General features: G+C 65.0%; 15 protein-coding genes. 5 read left to right on the forward strand and 10 right to left on the reverse strand.

The features are described from left to right. Positions 1-69: 69 nt before the first annotated feature. A complete protein-coding gene (locus GUY30_RS04535; RefSeq protein ID WP_167194449.1) occupies positions 70-1101 on the reverse strand; it encodes an iron-sulfur binding domain-containing protein in 1032 nt (343 codons plus the stop codon). A 36-nt stretch (positions 1102-1137) separates the two neighbouring features. Between GUY30_RS04535 and GUY30_RS04540 the strand changes: the two genes are divergently transcribed. Continuing rightward, positions 1138-1938, forward strand: coding sequence for a hypothetical protein (locus GUY30_RS04540; protein ID WP_228281682.1), 801 nt, complete (start codon positions 1138-1140; stop codon positions 1936-1938). Between the two features lie 4 nt (positions 1939-1942). Here the strand turns inward: GUY30_RS04540 and GUY30_RS04545 are convergent, their stop codons facing one another. From GUY30_RS04545 to GUY30_RS04570, 6 genes are all read right to left on the reverse strand, one after another. Beyond that, positions 1943-2335, reverse strand: a complete 393-nt coding sequence (locus tag GUY30_RS04545; RefSeq protein WP_092015958.1) for a VOC family protein — start codon at positions 2333-2335, stop codon at positions 1943-1945. Positions 2336-2378: 43 nt separating this feature from the next. Continuing rightward, the gene (gene radA / locus GUY30_RS04550; RefSeq protein WP_101555855.1) at positions 2379-3746 is read right to left on the reverse strand and encodes a DNA repair protein RadA; all 1368 of its coding nucleotides are present in this window, start codon (positions 3744-3746) and stop codon (positions 2379-2381) included. A 170-nt stretch (positions 3747-3916) separates the two neighbouring features. Further along, positions 3917-4684, reverse strand: coding sequence for a type I methionyl aminopeptidase (gene map, locus GUY30_RS04555; protein ID WP_167194451.1), 768 nt, complete (start codon positions 4682-4684; stop codon positions 3917-3919). A 674-nt stretch (positions 4685-5358) separates the two neighbouring features. Further along, on the reverse strand, positions 5359-5634 hold the full coding sequence (locus tag GUY30_RS04560) for a PLD nuclease N-terminal domain-containing protein (protein ID WP_167194453.1): 276 nt from the start codon (positions 5632-5634) through the stop codon (positions 5359-5361). Between the two features lie 194 nt (positions 5635-5828). Continuing rightward, positions 5829-7364: an L-piperidine-6-carboxylate dehydrogenase gene (gene amaB / locus GUY30_RS04565; RefSeq protein ID WP_167194455.1), complete on the reverse strand. Its 1536-nt coding sequence runs from the start codon at positions 7362-7364 to the stop codon at positions 5829-5831. Between the two features lie 103 nt (positions 7365-7467). Then, the gene (locus GUY30_RS04570; RefSeq protein WP_228281683.1) at positions 7468-8688 is read right to left on the reverse strand and encodes an NAD(P)/FAD-dependent oxidoreductase; all 1221 of its coding nucleotides are present in this window, start codon (positions 8686-8688) and stop codon (positions 7468-7470) included. Positions 8689-8866: 178 nt separating this feature from the next. Here GUY30_RS04570 and GUY30_RS04575 point away from each other — a divergent pair, with 178 nt between their 5' ends. The 4 genes from GUY30_RS04575 to GUY30_RS04590 all read left to right on the forward strand — a co-directional run bounded on the left by GUY30_RS04575 (position 8867) and on the right by GUY30_RS04590 (position 11356). After that, positions 8867-9742 carry a LysR family transcriptional regulator gene (locus GUY30_RS04575; protein WP_167194457.1) on the forward strand — a complete coding sequence of 292 codons (876 nt, stop codon included), beginning with the start codon at positions 8867-8869 and terminating at the stop codon, positions 9740-9742. Between the two features lie 22 nt (positions 9743-9764). Beyond that, positions 9765-10367, forward strand: a complete 603-nt coding sequence (locus GUY30_RS04580; RefSeq protein WP_167194459.1) for a class I SAM-dependent methyltransferase — start codon at positions 9765-9767, stop codon at positions 10365-10367. Between the two features lie 75 nt (positions 10368-10442). Then, positions 10443-10763, forward strand: coding sequence for a putative quinol monooxygenase (locus tag GUY30_RS04585; protein WP_167194461.1), 321 nt, complete (start codon positions 10443-10445; stop codon positions 10761-10763). Positions 10764-10813: 50 nt separating this feature from the next. Beyond that, positions 10814-11356 carry a hypothetical protein gene (locus GUY30_RS04590; protein WP_167194463.1) on the forward strand — a complete coding sequence of 181 codons (543 nt, stop codon included), beginning with the start codon at positions 10814-10816 and terminating at the stop codon, positions 11354-11356. Between the two features lie 30 nt (positions 11357-11386). On the opposite strand, the gene GUY30_RS04595 is transcribed toward GUY30_RS04590, so the two are convergent. The 3 genes from GUY30_RS04595 to GUY30_RS04605 are packed head-to-tail and all read right to left on the reverse strand — an operon-like array spanning position 11387 to position 14383. Then, positions 11387-12232, reverse strand: a complete 846-nt coding sequence (locus GUY30_RS04595) for an energy-coupling factor transporter transmembrane component T family protein (protein WP_167193003.1) — start codon at positions 12230-12232, stop codon at positions 11387-11389. Next, positions 12225-13757 carry an ABC transporter ATP-binding protein gene (locus GUY30_RS04600; RefSeq protein WP_167194465.1) on the reverse strand — a complete coding sequence of 511 codons (1533 nt, stop codon included), beginning with the start codon at positions 13755-13757 and terminating at the stop codon, positions 12225-12227. The genes GUY30_RS04595 and GUY30_RS04600 overlap by 8 nt, the downstream gene beginning before the upstream one ends. Then, positions 13757-14383, reverse strand: coding sequence for an ECF transporter S component (locus tag GUY30_RS04605; RefSeq protein WP_167194467.1), 627 nt, complete (start codon positions 14381-14383; stop codon positions 13757-13759). Before GUY30_RS04605 ends, GUY30_RS04600 begins: the two co-directional genes overlap by 1 nt. Positions 14384-14386 lie beyond the last annotated feature (3 nt).

The raw sequence follows: 14386 nt of genomic DNA on the forward strand, positions 1-14386 counted from the left end.
CGGCCTGTGTTGGCTATGGCTGCGGCCTCACGGCTTGCGACGGCGAATGCCTAGCCCCTAGTCCGGGCATCACCGGTGCGGCAGTGCCAATCGGCCATCGGCCAGCTGAGCCAGTCCGTCGGTGACGAGATCGGTGATGAGTCGCGAGATCCTGTCCTGGTCGGCACTGAGTTCACGCACTCGCTTCACCGCTGCGGCCGTCGATTCCGCCAGGGAGTCGATGAGCGTGGGATCGAGGTCGGTCACCGAGGTGGTGAAGACGTCGAGGCTGACGCCATGCTGGTCGTCCCCAGCAGCGTGTGCGGCCTTGAGGACGTCCATGATCGCTCCGCGCAGCTGCCGATCCGTGCCCGCCCACTTCTGCGTCTTCGGTTTCGTCGCCGAGGCGGGTCTGCCCCTCTGGTTCCACGTGCAGATGTCCTGGAGCGGACAGGCTGGGCAGTCGGGATTGCGTGCCGTGCAGATGAGGGCACCGAACTCCATGACTCCGGCGTTCCACTCCACATGCCTCTCATCGGGGACGAAGTCGGCCGCCCACGCGGACTCCTTCCGACCGGGTGAGGTGGTGGGGCGTTCTCTGCCTGCGAAGAGACGGATGAGGACCCGACGCACGTTCGTGTCCAAGACGGTCGTCTTGCGGCCGAAGGCAAAGGAGGAGACCGCTGCGGCGGTATAGGACCCGATGCCCGGCAGGCGCTCGAGTTCTTCGGTCGTCTCGGGCACCTCATTGTCCAGGTGCGTCGCGATGACCTCGGCGGCTTCCTGCAGCCGGAGAGCCCGGCGCGGGTACCCGAGCCGGTCCCAGGCGTGGAGGACTTCGGCGGTCGGGGCGACGGCGAGATCGGCAGGTGTCGGCCACTGATCGATCCAGGCACGCCACCGCGGTTCGACCCGGGATACGGGGGTCTGCTGAGACATGATCTCGCTGACGAGAATGGCCCAGGCGCTCGTGTTCGGATGCCTCCAGGGCAGGTCGCGGGCGGCTTCGTCGAACCAGGCGATGATGGTGTCCTGAACGCGTCTGAGCACGGGTTCGGCCACCTCGGGGAAGGTGGGCGAAGACCCCGAGAGATTCGATTCGGGACCGGCTCGGTGTGTCATTTGGATGCTCATTCGCTTCGGCCTAGGCTCAAAGCGATGACTCCTTCCAATCGTGGTTCGCAGCCGAACAGAGCTGCCGGGCAGCCTCGCCAGTCTAGCGGGAAGCTGCCTGCTCACGTGTACCGCAGACGCCGCATCACGCTCGGTGTGCTCAGCCTCGTCGTCGTGGGTCTCCTGGCCCTCGGAATCACCGGCATCGTCAAGGCCATCGGCAGCGGCAGCGACGGATCGGACAAGGTCGCAGCGGAGGAGACGACTTCGGCCGAAACGACGACGGCGGCACCGGTGCCGGATAAGAAGGCAGCGAGCGGAAAGTGCCCCGAGGACAAGGTCTCGCTCAAGGCGAAGGTCGATCCGAAATCCGTGAAGGACGGGAAAGAACCCGAATTCGGCATGGTCATCGAGAACGGACACACCGCCACGTGCCTCATCGAGGTCGGCACCGAGAAACAGGAATTCATCGTCGAAAAGGACGGCGACGTCGTGTGGTCGTCGGAGTACTGCGCGGCCTCAAAGGACGAGAATGCCGAGGCCTCTACTGAGTTCGCCCCTGAGTCGGAGAAGACCGCGAAGTTGAAATGGAACCGGATCAAGGTCGACTCGAACTGCAACCGCGAAGACAGTGACTTCGCTCCCGGCGACTATGAGCTCATCGTGAAGCTCGACGACAAGAAGAGCGAACCGACGAAGTTCACCCTCGAAAAGAGCGCCGCCGATAAGGCCAAGGAGAAGAAGGCCGCGGAGGAGAAGAAGGCCGACGAGGAGAAGAAGTCGGCGGAGGAAACCGGTGAGAAGGACTCCTCGGATGAGGAGAAGTCAGAGGAACCGCAGGACTGAAAACTCAGGCGCCGCGGTAGGACCCGACTCCCCAGGAGTTTCCATCGTGGTCGCGGAAGTCGAATTCGCGGCCACCGTAGTCCTGAGTCGCAACCGGTCGCACGATCGCATGCCCCATGTCGACGATCTCCTGGTAGAGCCGGTCGACTTCTCGTTCGGTGTCGACGACGACATAGATCGAGCTGCCGCCCACCGAATCGAGTGCTGATCCGTCGTTGCGGACCGAGCCGAACATGATCCCGCCGGTGTCACCGAGTGCGAATTCGGCATGATCGACGAGTGCTGGATCCTGCTCGTTGCGGACGAGCAGTCTTTCGGTGAATCCGAGAGTGACCAGCAGTTCGATCGTCGCTGCCGCATCGGTGGTCCGGAATGCTGGAAAAACTGTCGTGGTCATGACACCAGGATGCGCCAAAACCGTGCGAAAGTCCCGAACTTTCTCACTTCTGCTCCCGCAGGGCGCCATTCGTCAGCATGAGTTCGACCGCCCCGGCGATGTGTTCGCACTCCTCGACTTTCATCTTCTCCGGCGTCGCCACATTGGTCATCGCGCCCTTGGCCACGACGGCATGGGTGATGCCCAGACGTTTGGCTTCGTTGAGGCGTTGGCCGAGATTGGGGACGTTGCGGATCTCTCCGGACAGGCTGACCTCGCCGATCGCGACGAGGTGGCGAGCCAGCGGCTTGCCGAGCAGCGCCGAAGCCAGGGACATGCAGATCGCCAGATCGCTGGCCGGTTCCGACAGCTTCGCTCCGCCGACCGTAGCGGTGAAGACATCGCTCTTGGCGAGGTTCGCCTGTGAGACGTTCTGGCTGAGCACAGCCAGCATCATCGCCACCCGGGATGAGTCGACTCCGGAGACGGACCGACGGGACTGGCCGCCGGCGGATTCGGTGATGAGCGATTGGACTTCGACGAGCAGCGGACGCTTGCCCTCCTGCGTCACGGTCAGGCAGGTGCCGGGCGGGTTCGCCCCGCTGCGCGAGAGGAACAGGCCCGAGGGGTCCTCGAGACTCTTGATCCCGTTCTCCTCCATATCGAAGCAGCCCACGTCGTCGGTGGGGCCGAAGCGGTTCTTCACCGCTCGCAGCATGCGCAGACGCGAATGCCTCTCACCTTCGAAGGTGCACACGACATCGACGAGGTGTTCGAGGAGGCGAGGACCGGCGATCGTGCCGTCCTTCGTGATGTGGCCGACGAGCACGGTCGGCAGGGACCGGGCCTTGGCCTCTCGGATGAGGGCGGAGGCGACTTCGCGGACCTGGGTGACTCCGCCGGGGATTCCTTCGACCTCGGAGGAGGCCAGTGTCTGGATCGAGTCGACGACGAGCAGCTCCGGCTGTTCGGCTTCGATCATTCCCAGCACCGATCCCAGATCGGTCTCGGCAGCCAGCAGCAGCGAGTCGGCCAGAGCGTTGATCCGTTCGGCACGCAGCCGAACCTGCCCGGCGGATTCCTCGCCGGTGACGTAGAGGACCTTGACTCCGAACATCGCGATCTTCGCGGCGACGTCGAGGAGCAGCGTTGACTTGCCGACTCCGGGTTCTCCGGAGAGCAGGACGACGGCGCCGGGGACGATTCCACCGCCGAGCACTCGATCGAACTCGGGGACGAACGTCGATCTCGCCTGCGCGAGCGTCGAGTCGATCTCGCTGATCGGCTTCGCCGCGCTGGATTTCTTGACCTTCGTCTTCACCTTCGACGAGTTGGCGCCCTTTTCTTCAAGGGTGCCCCAGGCCTGGCATTCGGGGCAGCGTCCCAACCATTTGACCGTCGAATAGCCGCATTCCGAGCATGTGAAAGACATACCGCAATTCTGGCACGGGCCGCTGACACGAGATTCCTTGCTCGAGAGACCGTCTTCAACAACAGGGAGCCGGCCGGTCTGCGCTGCAGCGGGGGAGTCCGGCGAACGCAGAGGGGCGCCCGACGATGAGTTCGTCGGACGCCCCTTGCCGGCAGAGTACGGCAGCCAGGTCAGTCGAGCGTCGTGAGGATTCGGGGACCATCCTCGGTGATGGCGATCGTGTTCTCCGAATGGGCACCATTCGAACCGTCGGCCAGACGCAGGGTCCAACCGTCCTTGTCGACGGAGAGCTTCTTCGAGGTGAACGACCACCAGGGTTCGATCGCCAGGGTCAGGCCCGGTTTGAGGACCAGCCCGCGACCGCCCTTGCCGCGGTTGGGCACGTGCGGATCCTCGTGCATCGTGTGGCCGAGACCGTGGCCGCCGAAGTCGAGGTTGACGGGGATGCGGTGGGCATCGGCGACGTCACCGATGGCCTTCGAGATATCGCCGAGGCGGTTGCCTGCTTGGGCGGCGCCGATTCCGGCTTCGAGGCCGGCCCAGGTGGTGTCGATGAGGCGCTGGTCCTCGTCGCTGCCGTTGCCGACGACGGTGGAGCGGGCGGCGTCGGCGACCCAGCCGTCGATGGAGACGGCGAAGTCGAGGGTGAGCAGGTCGCCGTCCTTGAGGACATAGCTGTGCGGTTTGCCGTGGAGGACGCCGTCATTGACGGACAGGCAGATGACGTTGTGGAAGGGGCCGGAGCCGAAAGAGGGGGCGTAGTCCCAGTAGCAGGACTTCGCACCGGCGTCGTCGATGAGCTTCCGAGCGGTCTTCTCCAGGTGCATGATGTCCATGCCCGGTTCTGCGATCGAGGTCAGCTCGGCCAAGGTCTTCGCGACGAAGCGGCCGGTCACCGCCATCTTGTCGATCTCGGCGGGCGTCTTCAGCTCAATCACAGGGGTCTCCTTAGGCGGGGTGCAGGGTTTCAACGGCGTTCACAGGTCCAGTCTCGATTTTAGTCCTCGGTGGTCCCGAAGTCGCGGTCGCACCCGGCTCTGTGGGCAAGCAGACAGTCGCTGCCGGAACTCACTGTCACTCGGTTCGGCCCACCGGACAGCCGACTTCTGGCCGAAACCTGCTCGTTCAAGGGTTAGCGCGAATAGCGCCCCGTTTACGTCGTGTGATTCGAGCGAGCCCTTGATCGATGCGCGAAGGCGAGCGTCAAGCGGTCGGGGACCTCTCGGAGGTAGGGCCGTGAACCAGGCAGCAGCCCCGACTTTGCGCAAGGATGCTTGTGTCTTGATTTCCCGGTGCGTAGGGTTCGAGGCATGAGGCACATCATCATGGCTTTCAGCGCAGGCATCGCTCTGGCAACTTCGGTGTTGTCGGGTGACGAGGACCTCCGCGCAGGCGGACCCTGGGTTCTCACGCTCATCGTCTTTCCGGCCTGCTCACTGCTCTGCCTCGCTTTCATTCTCCGCGACCAGCGGCGGAGAGAGCGTGCAGACGGCCAGCGTGAGCATGATTCTGCTTCTTCGAGTTCAGAGACAGGCGAGAGCGTGAGCAGCGAACGCTGAGGACGCTGTCCTGCACGAGAGTTGCTCAGTCAACGCGAAACTCGAAAAAGTCGTCACTGGCGACGACTTTTTCCAGTTTCGCGTGACCTGAGCGCGATTGCGCGTCCGCTGAGGCTGGTGTCCGACTTCTGCGGTCGTGCAATGAGCCAGCAGATCGGCCCGACGACGGGCAGCAACAGGACGATCATCGCCCAGACGAGTCTCACCCGAGGGTCGAGTCCTGATCGGGCGATGCTCACCATTGCCCAGATGAGCAGGACGACGAGCAGTACGACGACTCCGGACCAGATCACGTCATAGGCCGCGGGCAGCAGTGGATTTTCGCTCATGGCATCAATCTACCTTGGTTTCTGTACGGAAGTCGCTCGTTCAAGAGTCAGCGCGGATATTGCGTCGTGTACCACGTGATATCAGCGCTGGCCCTTGAACGACGTGAAGAGTCGCCGGTGGGCCAGTCTGCGCTTCGATCGGCCCACCGGCCCACCGGTCGAGGACCTCACTTCGCTCAGAGGACCCAGTTCTCTCAGAGGAACTCGACTCCCTGCGCTAGCGGCAGCTCGCCGGAGTAGTTGATCGTGTTCGTGGCCGGACGCATATAGGCCTTCCACGAATCCGAACCGGACTCCCGGCCGCCGCCGGTCTCCTTCTCACCACCGAAGGCACCGCCGATCTCAGCACCCGAGGTGCCGATGTTGACGTTGGCGATTCCGCAGTCGGAACGGGACAGGAACTTCTCGGACTCCGTGAGTTCGGCGGTGAAGATCGCCGAGGACAGCCCCTGCGGCACATCGTTGTGGATCTCCAATGCCTCATCGAGATCCGAATACGTGACGACGTAGAGGATCGGGGCGAACGTCTCTTCCTTGACCACAGCGCTCTGAGCGGGCATCCGCACCACCGCCGGTTCGACGTAATGAGCGTTCGGCCGTTCATCGGCGAGCATCCGACCGCCTCCGCAGAGGATCTCGCCGCCCTCCGCCTCGGCCTGTTTGAGAGCTGCCTGCATCGCCTCGTACGACCCCGAGTTGATGAGCGGTCCCACGAGCACCCCGTCGTCGGTCGGCGAGCCGATGCTCAGCGTCTTGTATGCGGCGACGACCTTGTCGACGAACTCGTCGGCGATGGATTCGTGCACGATGAGTCGGCGCAGAGTTGTGCACCGCTGACCGGCGGTGCCCGCGGCGGCGAAGACCACACCGCGCAGCGCCAGATCGATGTCGGCGCTGGGGGCTACGATGGCGGCGTTGTTGCCGCCGAGCTCGAGCAGGATCTTGCCGAAGCGCTCGGCCACAACCGGCCCGACCTCGCGTCCCATCCGCACCGATCCGGTCGCAGAGACCAAGGCGACGCGTTCATCGCGAACCATGGCGTCACCGATATCCCGACCACCGATGAGGATGGGAGCGAGGTTCTCCGGTGCCCCCACCTCGGCAGCGGCCCGAGCCAGCAGTGACTGTGCCCCCAGGGCTGCGAGGACGGCGTTCTCCGACGGCTTCCACACGACGGCATCACCGGCCACCAAGGCCAGCGCGGTATTCCAGGAGTACACGGCCACGGGGAAGTTGAATGCGGAGATGACCCCGACGACGCCGAGGGGGTGCCACGTCTCCATGAGCCGGTGACCCGGGCGTTCGCTGGGCATTGTCTTGCCCCACAGCTGCCGAGACTGACCGAGCGCGAATTCGCAGATATCGATCATCTCCTGCACCTCACCGGCCGCCTCGGAGGGGGTCTTGCCGGCTTCGACGGTGATGATCTTCGCCAGGTCCTCCTTGTGCTCGCCGAGCAGCTGCCCCCACCGCTGCACCAGCTGACCGCGGACGGGAGCGGGCACGTCCCGCCAGGCCTCGAACGCGGTCTGGGCCGCGGCGATCTTGTCGCTCACCGTCTGTGCAGTGTCCGCGGCGATTGTGCCGAGGTCCTGTCCCGTGATGGGGGAGCGGGCAGAAAGGCTCGCCGAGGCGGCCGACCCCGCAAGCACGGAGGCGTCCACTCCGCAGGCGCTCAGTCCTGAAGTGAGGAGGTCGGTGATGGTCTGATCGGTGGGCAGTGCGTTCATTGCTGTCCTTTCGTCGTCTGCTGTGTCGATCGGCTGCTTGGCCGGTCGGCCGTCATGGGTGGTTGTTGGGGACGTTGGGTGGGAGGTGGAGGTGTGCGAGGACTCAGATCACGTTGAGCTCCTTACGCAGCCCGGTGGTGGTGAAGCGTCGTTTGTCCATGGGAGTCACGTCGACGAAGGGGCTGCGGCCGGTCATGAGATCGGCGACGACCTCCCCGACGGCCGGGCCCATGAGGAAGCCGTGACCGGAGAACCCGCAGGCGTAGAAGAATCCCGGCAGCTCCTCGGCCTCACCGATGAGCGCATTGTGATCCGGCGTCATCTCATACAGTCCCGACCACCCGTGTTTCGCTTCGACATCGCCGAGGTCCGGGGTGCGGGCCTCGATGTGCTCGGCCAGGGTGGCCAGCCAGTTCGGGTCGCGTTTGTCGTTGAAGGACCAGTCGTCGACTTCATCGGGGCAGCCGAACAGCAGCCCGGACCCTTCCGGATGGACGTAGTAGCTGGTGGAGAAGTCGATTGTGAAGGGCATCCGCGAGGTGTCGAAATCGACGGGCTCGGAGACCATGATCTCCCGCCGCAGCGGCTTCACGGGCAGGTGGACCCCGGCCATGTCCCCGATGGGTCCGGACCAGGCTCCTGCCGCGACGACGACCTGTTCGCAGCTGATCGTGCCCCGATTCGTGATCACCGAGGTGACCCTGCGATCCGTACCGCCGTTCGTGTCGAATCCGGTGACCTCACAGTGCTTGACCACCGTGACTCCGCGTTCGCGGGCGGCGGTGACGAAGCCTGCGACGACGGCTTCGGGGGTGCAGTGACCGTCGCCGGGGTTGAAGGCCCCTGCCACCAGCCCGTCGGTGTTGACGAATGGGGCCAGTTCGGCCACCTCGGCGACGGTGAGCATCCGCGAATCCAGGCCCATCCTCTGTTGGAGAGCCACATTCTCGGTGAAGGTCTGGGCACACTCCTCGGAGTCGAGGAGGAACAGGTAGCCGTTGCTGACGAGATCGATGTCGACGCCGAATTCGGCCTCGAAGTTCCGCAGCACCTCGAGGCCGCGGGCGGCCAAGGCGATGTTGACTTCGTCGGAGAACTGGCAGCGCACCCCTCCGGCGGCCTTCGATGTCGAACCGGCTCCGGGGGTGTCGCGTTCGACGATGACGATGTCGCGGACTCCGCGTTCGGCCAGGTGGTAGGCGATGGCCGCTCCCATGACGCCGGCGCCGATGATGACGACGGAAGCCTTGGTGGGCAGGGCTCCGGTCGTGTCAGGGGCCCCATCGGTGGCGGGGGCTGTGGTTGGTGCGGTTGGGGTTTCCACGGTTCACCTCGCTGTCTGCTGTCGGGGCGACCGTCATTGGTCGCCCCGACAGCGGAGAGTGCCGACGACGATGTCGGCGTTTGTGTCTTGACTTCATTGTGGTTGCCATCACACTTAAGGACAAGGGAGAGTTTGTGAACACTGTGTTCAGGAAGTCTAAAAAGAGGGGAGCGCTGCCATGACATGGACGCTCGGACAGCTGCGCACATTCGTCGCTGTGGCTGAACTCGGATCGATGACGCGTGCGGCCGACCACCTCGGCTACAGCGTCGGTGCCGTGTCTCAGCACATTTCGGCTCTGCGCCGGGTCGTCGATTCCGACCTGTTCCGACGTCGCGGCCGCGGGCTCGTCCTCGCCGAAGCCGGGCGCACCCTGCTGCCCCGGGCCCGGAGCATCCTCGCCGCTCAGCAGCAGGCGGAGATGGCGATGCTCGGCCGGGACTTCCGCAGCGAGGCCATCGTCACCCTCGGCGTCTTCGGGTCGGCATCGATGACGGCGCTGCCGAAGGTGGTGCGGGCGCTGGCCGAGCGTCATCCGCATATCGAAGTCCGGGCGCGGGAGATCAATGTCGAGACCATGTCGGCCGCCGTCATCGACGGGGTCATCGATCTGGGGATCGGGATCAACTACCCGGCTGCGCCGCTGCCGCCGATGCGCGGGCTGTGCTGGGACGCCGTGGCCGAGGAGGACTTCGGCATCGTCGTCCCCGCGGGGACGTCTCGGCCGAGCGATGACGATCTGGCCGAGGCCGACTGGATCCTCCCACCGGCCGAGGAGCTCTTCGGCCGCGCGATGCGGTTGGCCACCTCGGCGCTGGGAATCAATGCGAAGGAGACCCACATCGTCACGGACACCGCGGTCGCGTTGGCGCTCGCCGGAACCGGGCTCGGCCTGACCTTGGCGACGCCGATCATGATGTCCTTGGGCGGGCCAGACGTCGACCTCCATCCCGTCGCCGAGGCGGGCGGCCGCGAGATCATCGTCCTGAACTCCCCGGATCCCAGCGATGCCGTCCGTGCCGTCGCCAAGGTGGTCGCCGAAGTGTTCGCGTGAGGTTCCGGCCTAGGATGAGGGCATGAGCTTCGACCATCAGTGGAACAAGGTACGCAGGGCCAACCCCGATCATTCGGCGAACTATGCGCAGCGGTGGCGTGATCTCGCGGCCGCCGGACATGACATCGGCGGTGAGGCCAGGTTCGTCAACGCCATGGCCCCGCGGGGATCCCGCATCCTCGATGCCGGCTGCGGAACCGGACGGGCGGGCGGGCTGCTCATCGACGAAGGACACACCGTCTTCGGCGTGGATCTCGACGAATTCCTCATCTCAGTCGCCGAGGAGGACTTCCCCAGCGGTGAATGGCACACGGGCGACCTCGCCGACTTCGATTTCGCCGGTGCCGGGATCACAGAGATCGACGTGGCCTTCTGCGCCGGAAACGTACTGTCCTTCCTCGATCCCGCCTCACGCCGTCAGACCCTGGGCAACATCAAGTCGACCCTCAAGCACGGCGGTCGGTTCGTGTCCGGGTTCGGCGCAGGGCGCGGGTACGAATTCGACGATTTCATCGAGGACGTCAAGGCCACGGGGATGTTCGTCGACCAGAAGTTCTCCACCTGGGAGCTCCGCCCCTTCGAAGCTGACAGCGACTTCCTCGTCCTCATCGCCGAAAGGCTGTGAGCCGGTCGATTCGCAATTGCGGCCGAACTAAGCTGGGATCGACCCGTACTGCTGATCAGCTGAAGGAGAATGATCATGATCTTCATCGTCGTGAAGTATGACGTGAAACCCGAAAGTGTCGAGAAGTTCCCCGAAGCCGTTCGGACCTTCACTGAGGCGACCCGCGCCGAACCCGGCAACCTCTTCTTCGAATGGTCGAAGAGCCTGGAGAACCCGAACGAGTTCGTCCTCGTCGAGGCTTTCACCGACGAAGGCGCAGAACCGCACGTCACCAGCGATCACTTCGCTGCCGGCCTCGAAGCCATGCGCCCGCATCTGGTCTCGACCCCGAAGATCATCTCCCGCAAGATCGACGGCGAAGGCTGGGACGAGATGGGCGAACTCAAGATCGACTGATCGCCTTCCGGGCCTTCAAACGGGGCCGATTGGGCGAATAGACTTCTGCCATGGCGACCAAAGCGCAGAACATCGCATCGATCCAGAAGGCCCTCGGCGAACCCTGGGCTGACACCCGTGCTCGCCTCGAAGCGGCCGGGGGAGCGTCGGCGAGTCACAAAGAACTCGCCGACGCTCTCTATCCCCAGTTCGACGGCGAAGTCGACAACCATGGCTGGTGGGTCCAAGGCGCAGTCGTCGCCTATGAGCAGGAGATCGGCCGGCGCGTGCCCGGTCAACGTGCCGACGGCACTTTTGACGTTGCGGTGTCCCGCACGATCCCCGGGGATCGTTCCGAACTCATCGCAAAGTTCGGCTCTCTGGTCGGCAATACCCTCAACGAGGTGGCCCTCGACGGTGATTCCCGCACCTCGGAGACGGCGAAACGCTCCTTCTGGCGAGCGAACCTCGACGGCGGAATCAAGGTCGAAGCCGCCGCCGAGACGAAAAACGACGACAAGACGCTCTTCGTCCTCACCACATCGAAGCTGCCCAGCCCCGAGGCGCTCGAGGAATGGCGGGCCTTCGGCAAGGACTTCCTCATGCAGCTCTGAGGATTCCGTCTCGTCTCGGCCGATGCGGTCTCAGCCGATGATCGGGTTCCAGACTCCGAGTACATGAGCCGCTCCGATCGCGACCACGCAGACTGCCAGGCTGACCAGCACCGCCACGACATCTCGGACAGCGAAGCTCGACCGCCTGCGCCAAGTGCGCCCCGGTCGACCGAATGCCCGCCCTTCCATCGCCATCGCCAAGGTCGTCGCCCGACGGATCGAGACCACGAGCAGAACGAACACTCCGCTGAAGAGGCTGCCCGTGCGCCGAAGCAGCGAACCGCCGGCGACGCCTCTGGCCCGCCTGGCCATCGCCAGCACCTGCCACTCACTGACCAACAATCCAAGCAGACGCGACGCCGCCAGAACAGAGACCACGACGACCTCGGGCAGCCGCAGATGCTGGATGAGCGAATCGGCGAGGTCCCGCGGATCGATCGTCGAGGCGAGCACGATGAGCGGGATCGCCAGGGCCAGGGCGCGCACGAAGATCGCTGCGGCAGCGGCCAACGAACCCGTGGTGAATAGGACGGGTCCGAAGTCGACGACCACGTCCCCGGTCTTCTCCGCCAACAACGCTGTACCCCAGGCAGCGAGCAGAGCACCGGCGGGCAGGAACCACAGCCGCTTGGCTGCGGCCACGAGATCGAGCCCCGTCGCCGGCAGAGCCAGCAATGCCGCCAGCAGCACCACTCCGGCAGAGACCAGATCAATGCTCAGCAGGGCACCGACCATGAGGATGAGCGCAACTGCGATCTTCGTCAGCGGGTTGCACCGACCCAATGCGGTGGAACGCACCACGGGGATGAGCTGCCCCGGATCCTGGGCGGCGACCTCGGGGGAGAGGTGAGCGCGCTGATCGAGACTCTCACTCACTGCGCTCACCGGCCCTGACCGAAGAAGCCGACTCGTTGCCAGACCCTCGTTCTGCACTATTGCTGTCACCGAGTTCGAGGAGATCGGCCCCGATGGCCTCGAGGAATGCGTGATCATGGCTGACCGCGACCACCGCAGAGCCGTGGTCTAAGGCATCGAGGAACATCTCCACCAACCCCGCCCAGGTCAGCGCATCCTGACCGAACGTCGGCTCATCGACGATGAGCACCCTTGGCCGGGGAGCCAACATCGCCGCCACCGACAGACGACGCTTCTCCCCACCGGAGAGACTCTGCGGATGAGCATGTGCCAATTCGGTGAGACCGAGGCTCTCGAGCAGCTCGTCCACTCGTGCACGCGATACGGCGGCAGACCATCCGGCCAAACGGGGACCCAGCTCGAGTTCGGCTGCCACGCTCGAGGTGAGGAACTGGTGGGCTGGTTCCTGGAAGACCATGCCGATGCGCGCCGCCAACTGCTTCGACGGCCAAGCGAACGGACGGGCCCGTTTGGTTCCCTCCCGCAGGGCCGCCTCGGCGAGGACCTGCCCGGAGAATTCGGGCAGCAGACCTGCCAAGGTCAGGGCCGTGGTCGACTTTCCGGTCCCGTTCGCGCCGACGATTCCGAGCGCCTGACCGGCTCGCAGGCAAAGTTCCAGTCCGGTCGCAGCGGGGGTGGCCATGCGCGGTCGAGCAACGCTGAGCCGATCGGTGCGCAGCAGAACCTCGCCGAGGCGGCCGGACGTCCTGCCGGTTCCGTCGTTTCCGCCTCGGCGCGGGGTGGGGGAGTCCTGCGGCATCCAGATTCCGCAGTCGATGAGCACGTCGGTCAGCTCCGGATCGGTGAAGAGCTGATCGGGCGGACCTTGGACGACGATGCCCTCACGGCCGAGGACGATGACGCGGTCGACGTGATCGATCCACAGCTCCACCCGGTGTTCGACGACGAGCATGGTCGCCGCGGTCTCGGCCTGCACGGTGAGCACGGCGTCGCGGACCTCGGTCGCCGAGGCGGGATCGATATTGGCCGTCGGTTCGTCGAGGACGATGACCTCGGGAGCCATCGCATGGATCCCGGCCAGAGCCAGCCGCTGCTTCTGCCCGCCGGACAGAGCGGCACTCGGATGTTCCGGAGGCAGATCGAGTCCCAAGGCCTGCAGAGATCTGGGGACCTGAGCCTCGATGACCGCGGCCGGGAGTCCGAGGTTCTCCATCCCGAACGCCACATCATCACCGATGCGGGAGAAGATCACCTGCGAATCGGGATCTTGGAGGACCAGCCCGGTGCAGCCTCGGCGAGGATCCGGTTGCTCACCGCCGACGAGGAGTTCACCGGTGGCCTCACCCGATTCCTCGGGCAGGACACCGGAGACGGCGTGGAGGAACGTCGATTTCCCGGCTCCGGAGGCGCCGAGCAGCAGCACCTTCTCTCCGGCCGCGATCTCCAGGTCGAGCGGACCGACTGCCGGCGCCTCACGGTCGGTGTGCGTCCATGAGAAGCCGGCGGCCGTGATCGGCAGCGCCATCAGCGACGGCCGGAGGCGAAGGAGCTCAGAGCCCCGGTGGCCGCAATCGCCCGGTAGGCGTACCACGCGCCGATGCCGGAGATGACGAGGCCGGAGATCATCGCGCAGACCGCATAGATCGCCTGGAAGCCGAACTGCCATTCGGCGTTGTACATGATGTTCTCGCTCACGGCCATGAACGCCGCGGCCAGCACACCCGAAGCGGCGGTGACCCACAGGGTGAAGCGTTTGTAGCCGAAGGCGGCGAAGACGAGTTCGGCACCGAGGCCCTGCAGCAGTCCCGAGAGCAGAACGGTCGCCCCGAAGTGGGAGCCGAGCACGGCTTCGACGATCGCGGCGATGAGTTCGCACAGGAGTGCGGCACCGGGTTTGCGGATGATGGCACCGGCCAGCGGACCGGCCAGCACCCAGAGTCCGGCGATGAGGCCGATCGACGGCGGGAATGCCTGGAAGGCGAGTTCGAGAACCTTCCAGCTCAGCGCGAGCACCCAGAAGACGAGTCCCACGGCGATGCCGAGCACGGCGGTGGTGACGTAGTCGACGACCCGCCACTGCTTGGATTTCGGCGCCGCGGTGAAGGCGTGTGAAGGGGCGGGGGTGGTGGTCGGCGCGGTGGTTTCCGGCATTGT

Source organism: Brevibacterium pigmentatum (genome assembly GCF_011617465.1).
Lineage (GTDB): Bacteria > Actinomycetota > Actinomycetes > Actinomycetales > Brevibacteriaceae > Brevibacterium > Brevibacterium pigmentatum.

What these genes read in the sequence shown, in the direction of transcription:
- GUY30_RS04560 (WP_167194453.1), bottom strand. Translation starts at nt 5,634, where the DNA reads ATGAGCGAAAATCCACTGCTGCCCGCGGCCTATGACGTGATCTGGTCC.
- GUY30_RS04600 (WP_167194465.1), bottom strand. Translation starts at nt 13,757, where the DNA reads ATGGCGCTGCCGATCACGGCCGCCGGCTTCTCATGGACGCACACCGAC.
- GUY30_RS04605 (WP_167194467.1), bottom strand. Translation starts at nt 14,383, where the DNA reads ATGCCGGAAACCACCGCGCCGACCACCACCCCCGCCCCTTCACACGCC.
- GUY30_RS04575 (WP_167194457.1), top strand. Translation starts at nt 8,867, where the DNA reads ATGACATGGACGCTCGGACAGCTGCGCACATTCGTCGCTGTGGCTGAA.
- GUY30_RS04540 (WP_228281682.1), top strand. Translation starts at nt 1,138, where the DNA reads ATGACTCCTTCCAATCGTGGTTCGCAGCCGAACAGAGCTGCCGGGCAG.
- GUY30_RS04580 (WP_167194459.1), top strand. Translation starts at nt 9,765, where the DNA reads ATGAGCTTCGACCATCAGTGGAACAAGGTACGCAGGGCCAACCCCGAT.
- amaB (WP_167194455.1), bottom strand. Translation starts at nt 7,364, where the DNA reads ATGAACGCACTGCCCACCGATCAGACCATCACCGACCTCCTCACTTCA.
- GUY30_RS04585 (WP_167194461.1), top strand. Translation starts at nt 10,443, where the DNA reads ATGATCTTCATCGTCGTGAAGTATGACGTGAAACCCGAAAGTGTCGAG.
- GUY30_RS04545 (WP_092015958.1), bottom strand. Translation starts at nt 2,335, where the DNA reads ATGACCACGACAGTTTTTCCAGCATTCCGGACCACCGATGCGGCAGCG.
- GUY30_RS04535 (WP_167194449.1), bottom strand. Translation starts at nt 1,101, where the DNA reads ATGACACACCGAGCCGGTCCCGAATCGAATCTCTCGGGGTCTTCGCCC.
- radA (WP_101555855.1), bottom strand. Translation starts at nt 3,746, where the DNA reads ATGTCTTTCACATGCTCGGAATGCGGCTATTCGACGGTCAAATGGTTG.
- GUY30_RS04590 (WP_167194463.1), top strand. Translation starts at nt 10,814, where the DNA reads ATGGCGACCAAAGCGCAGAACATCGCATCGATCCAGAAGGCCCTCGGC.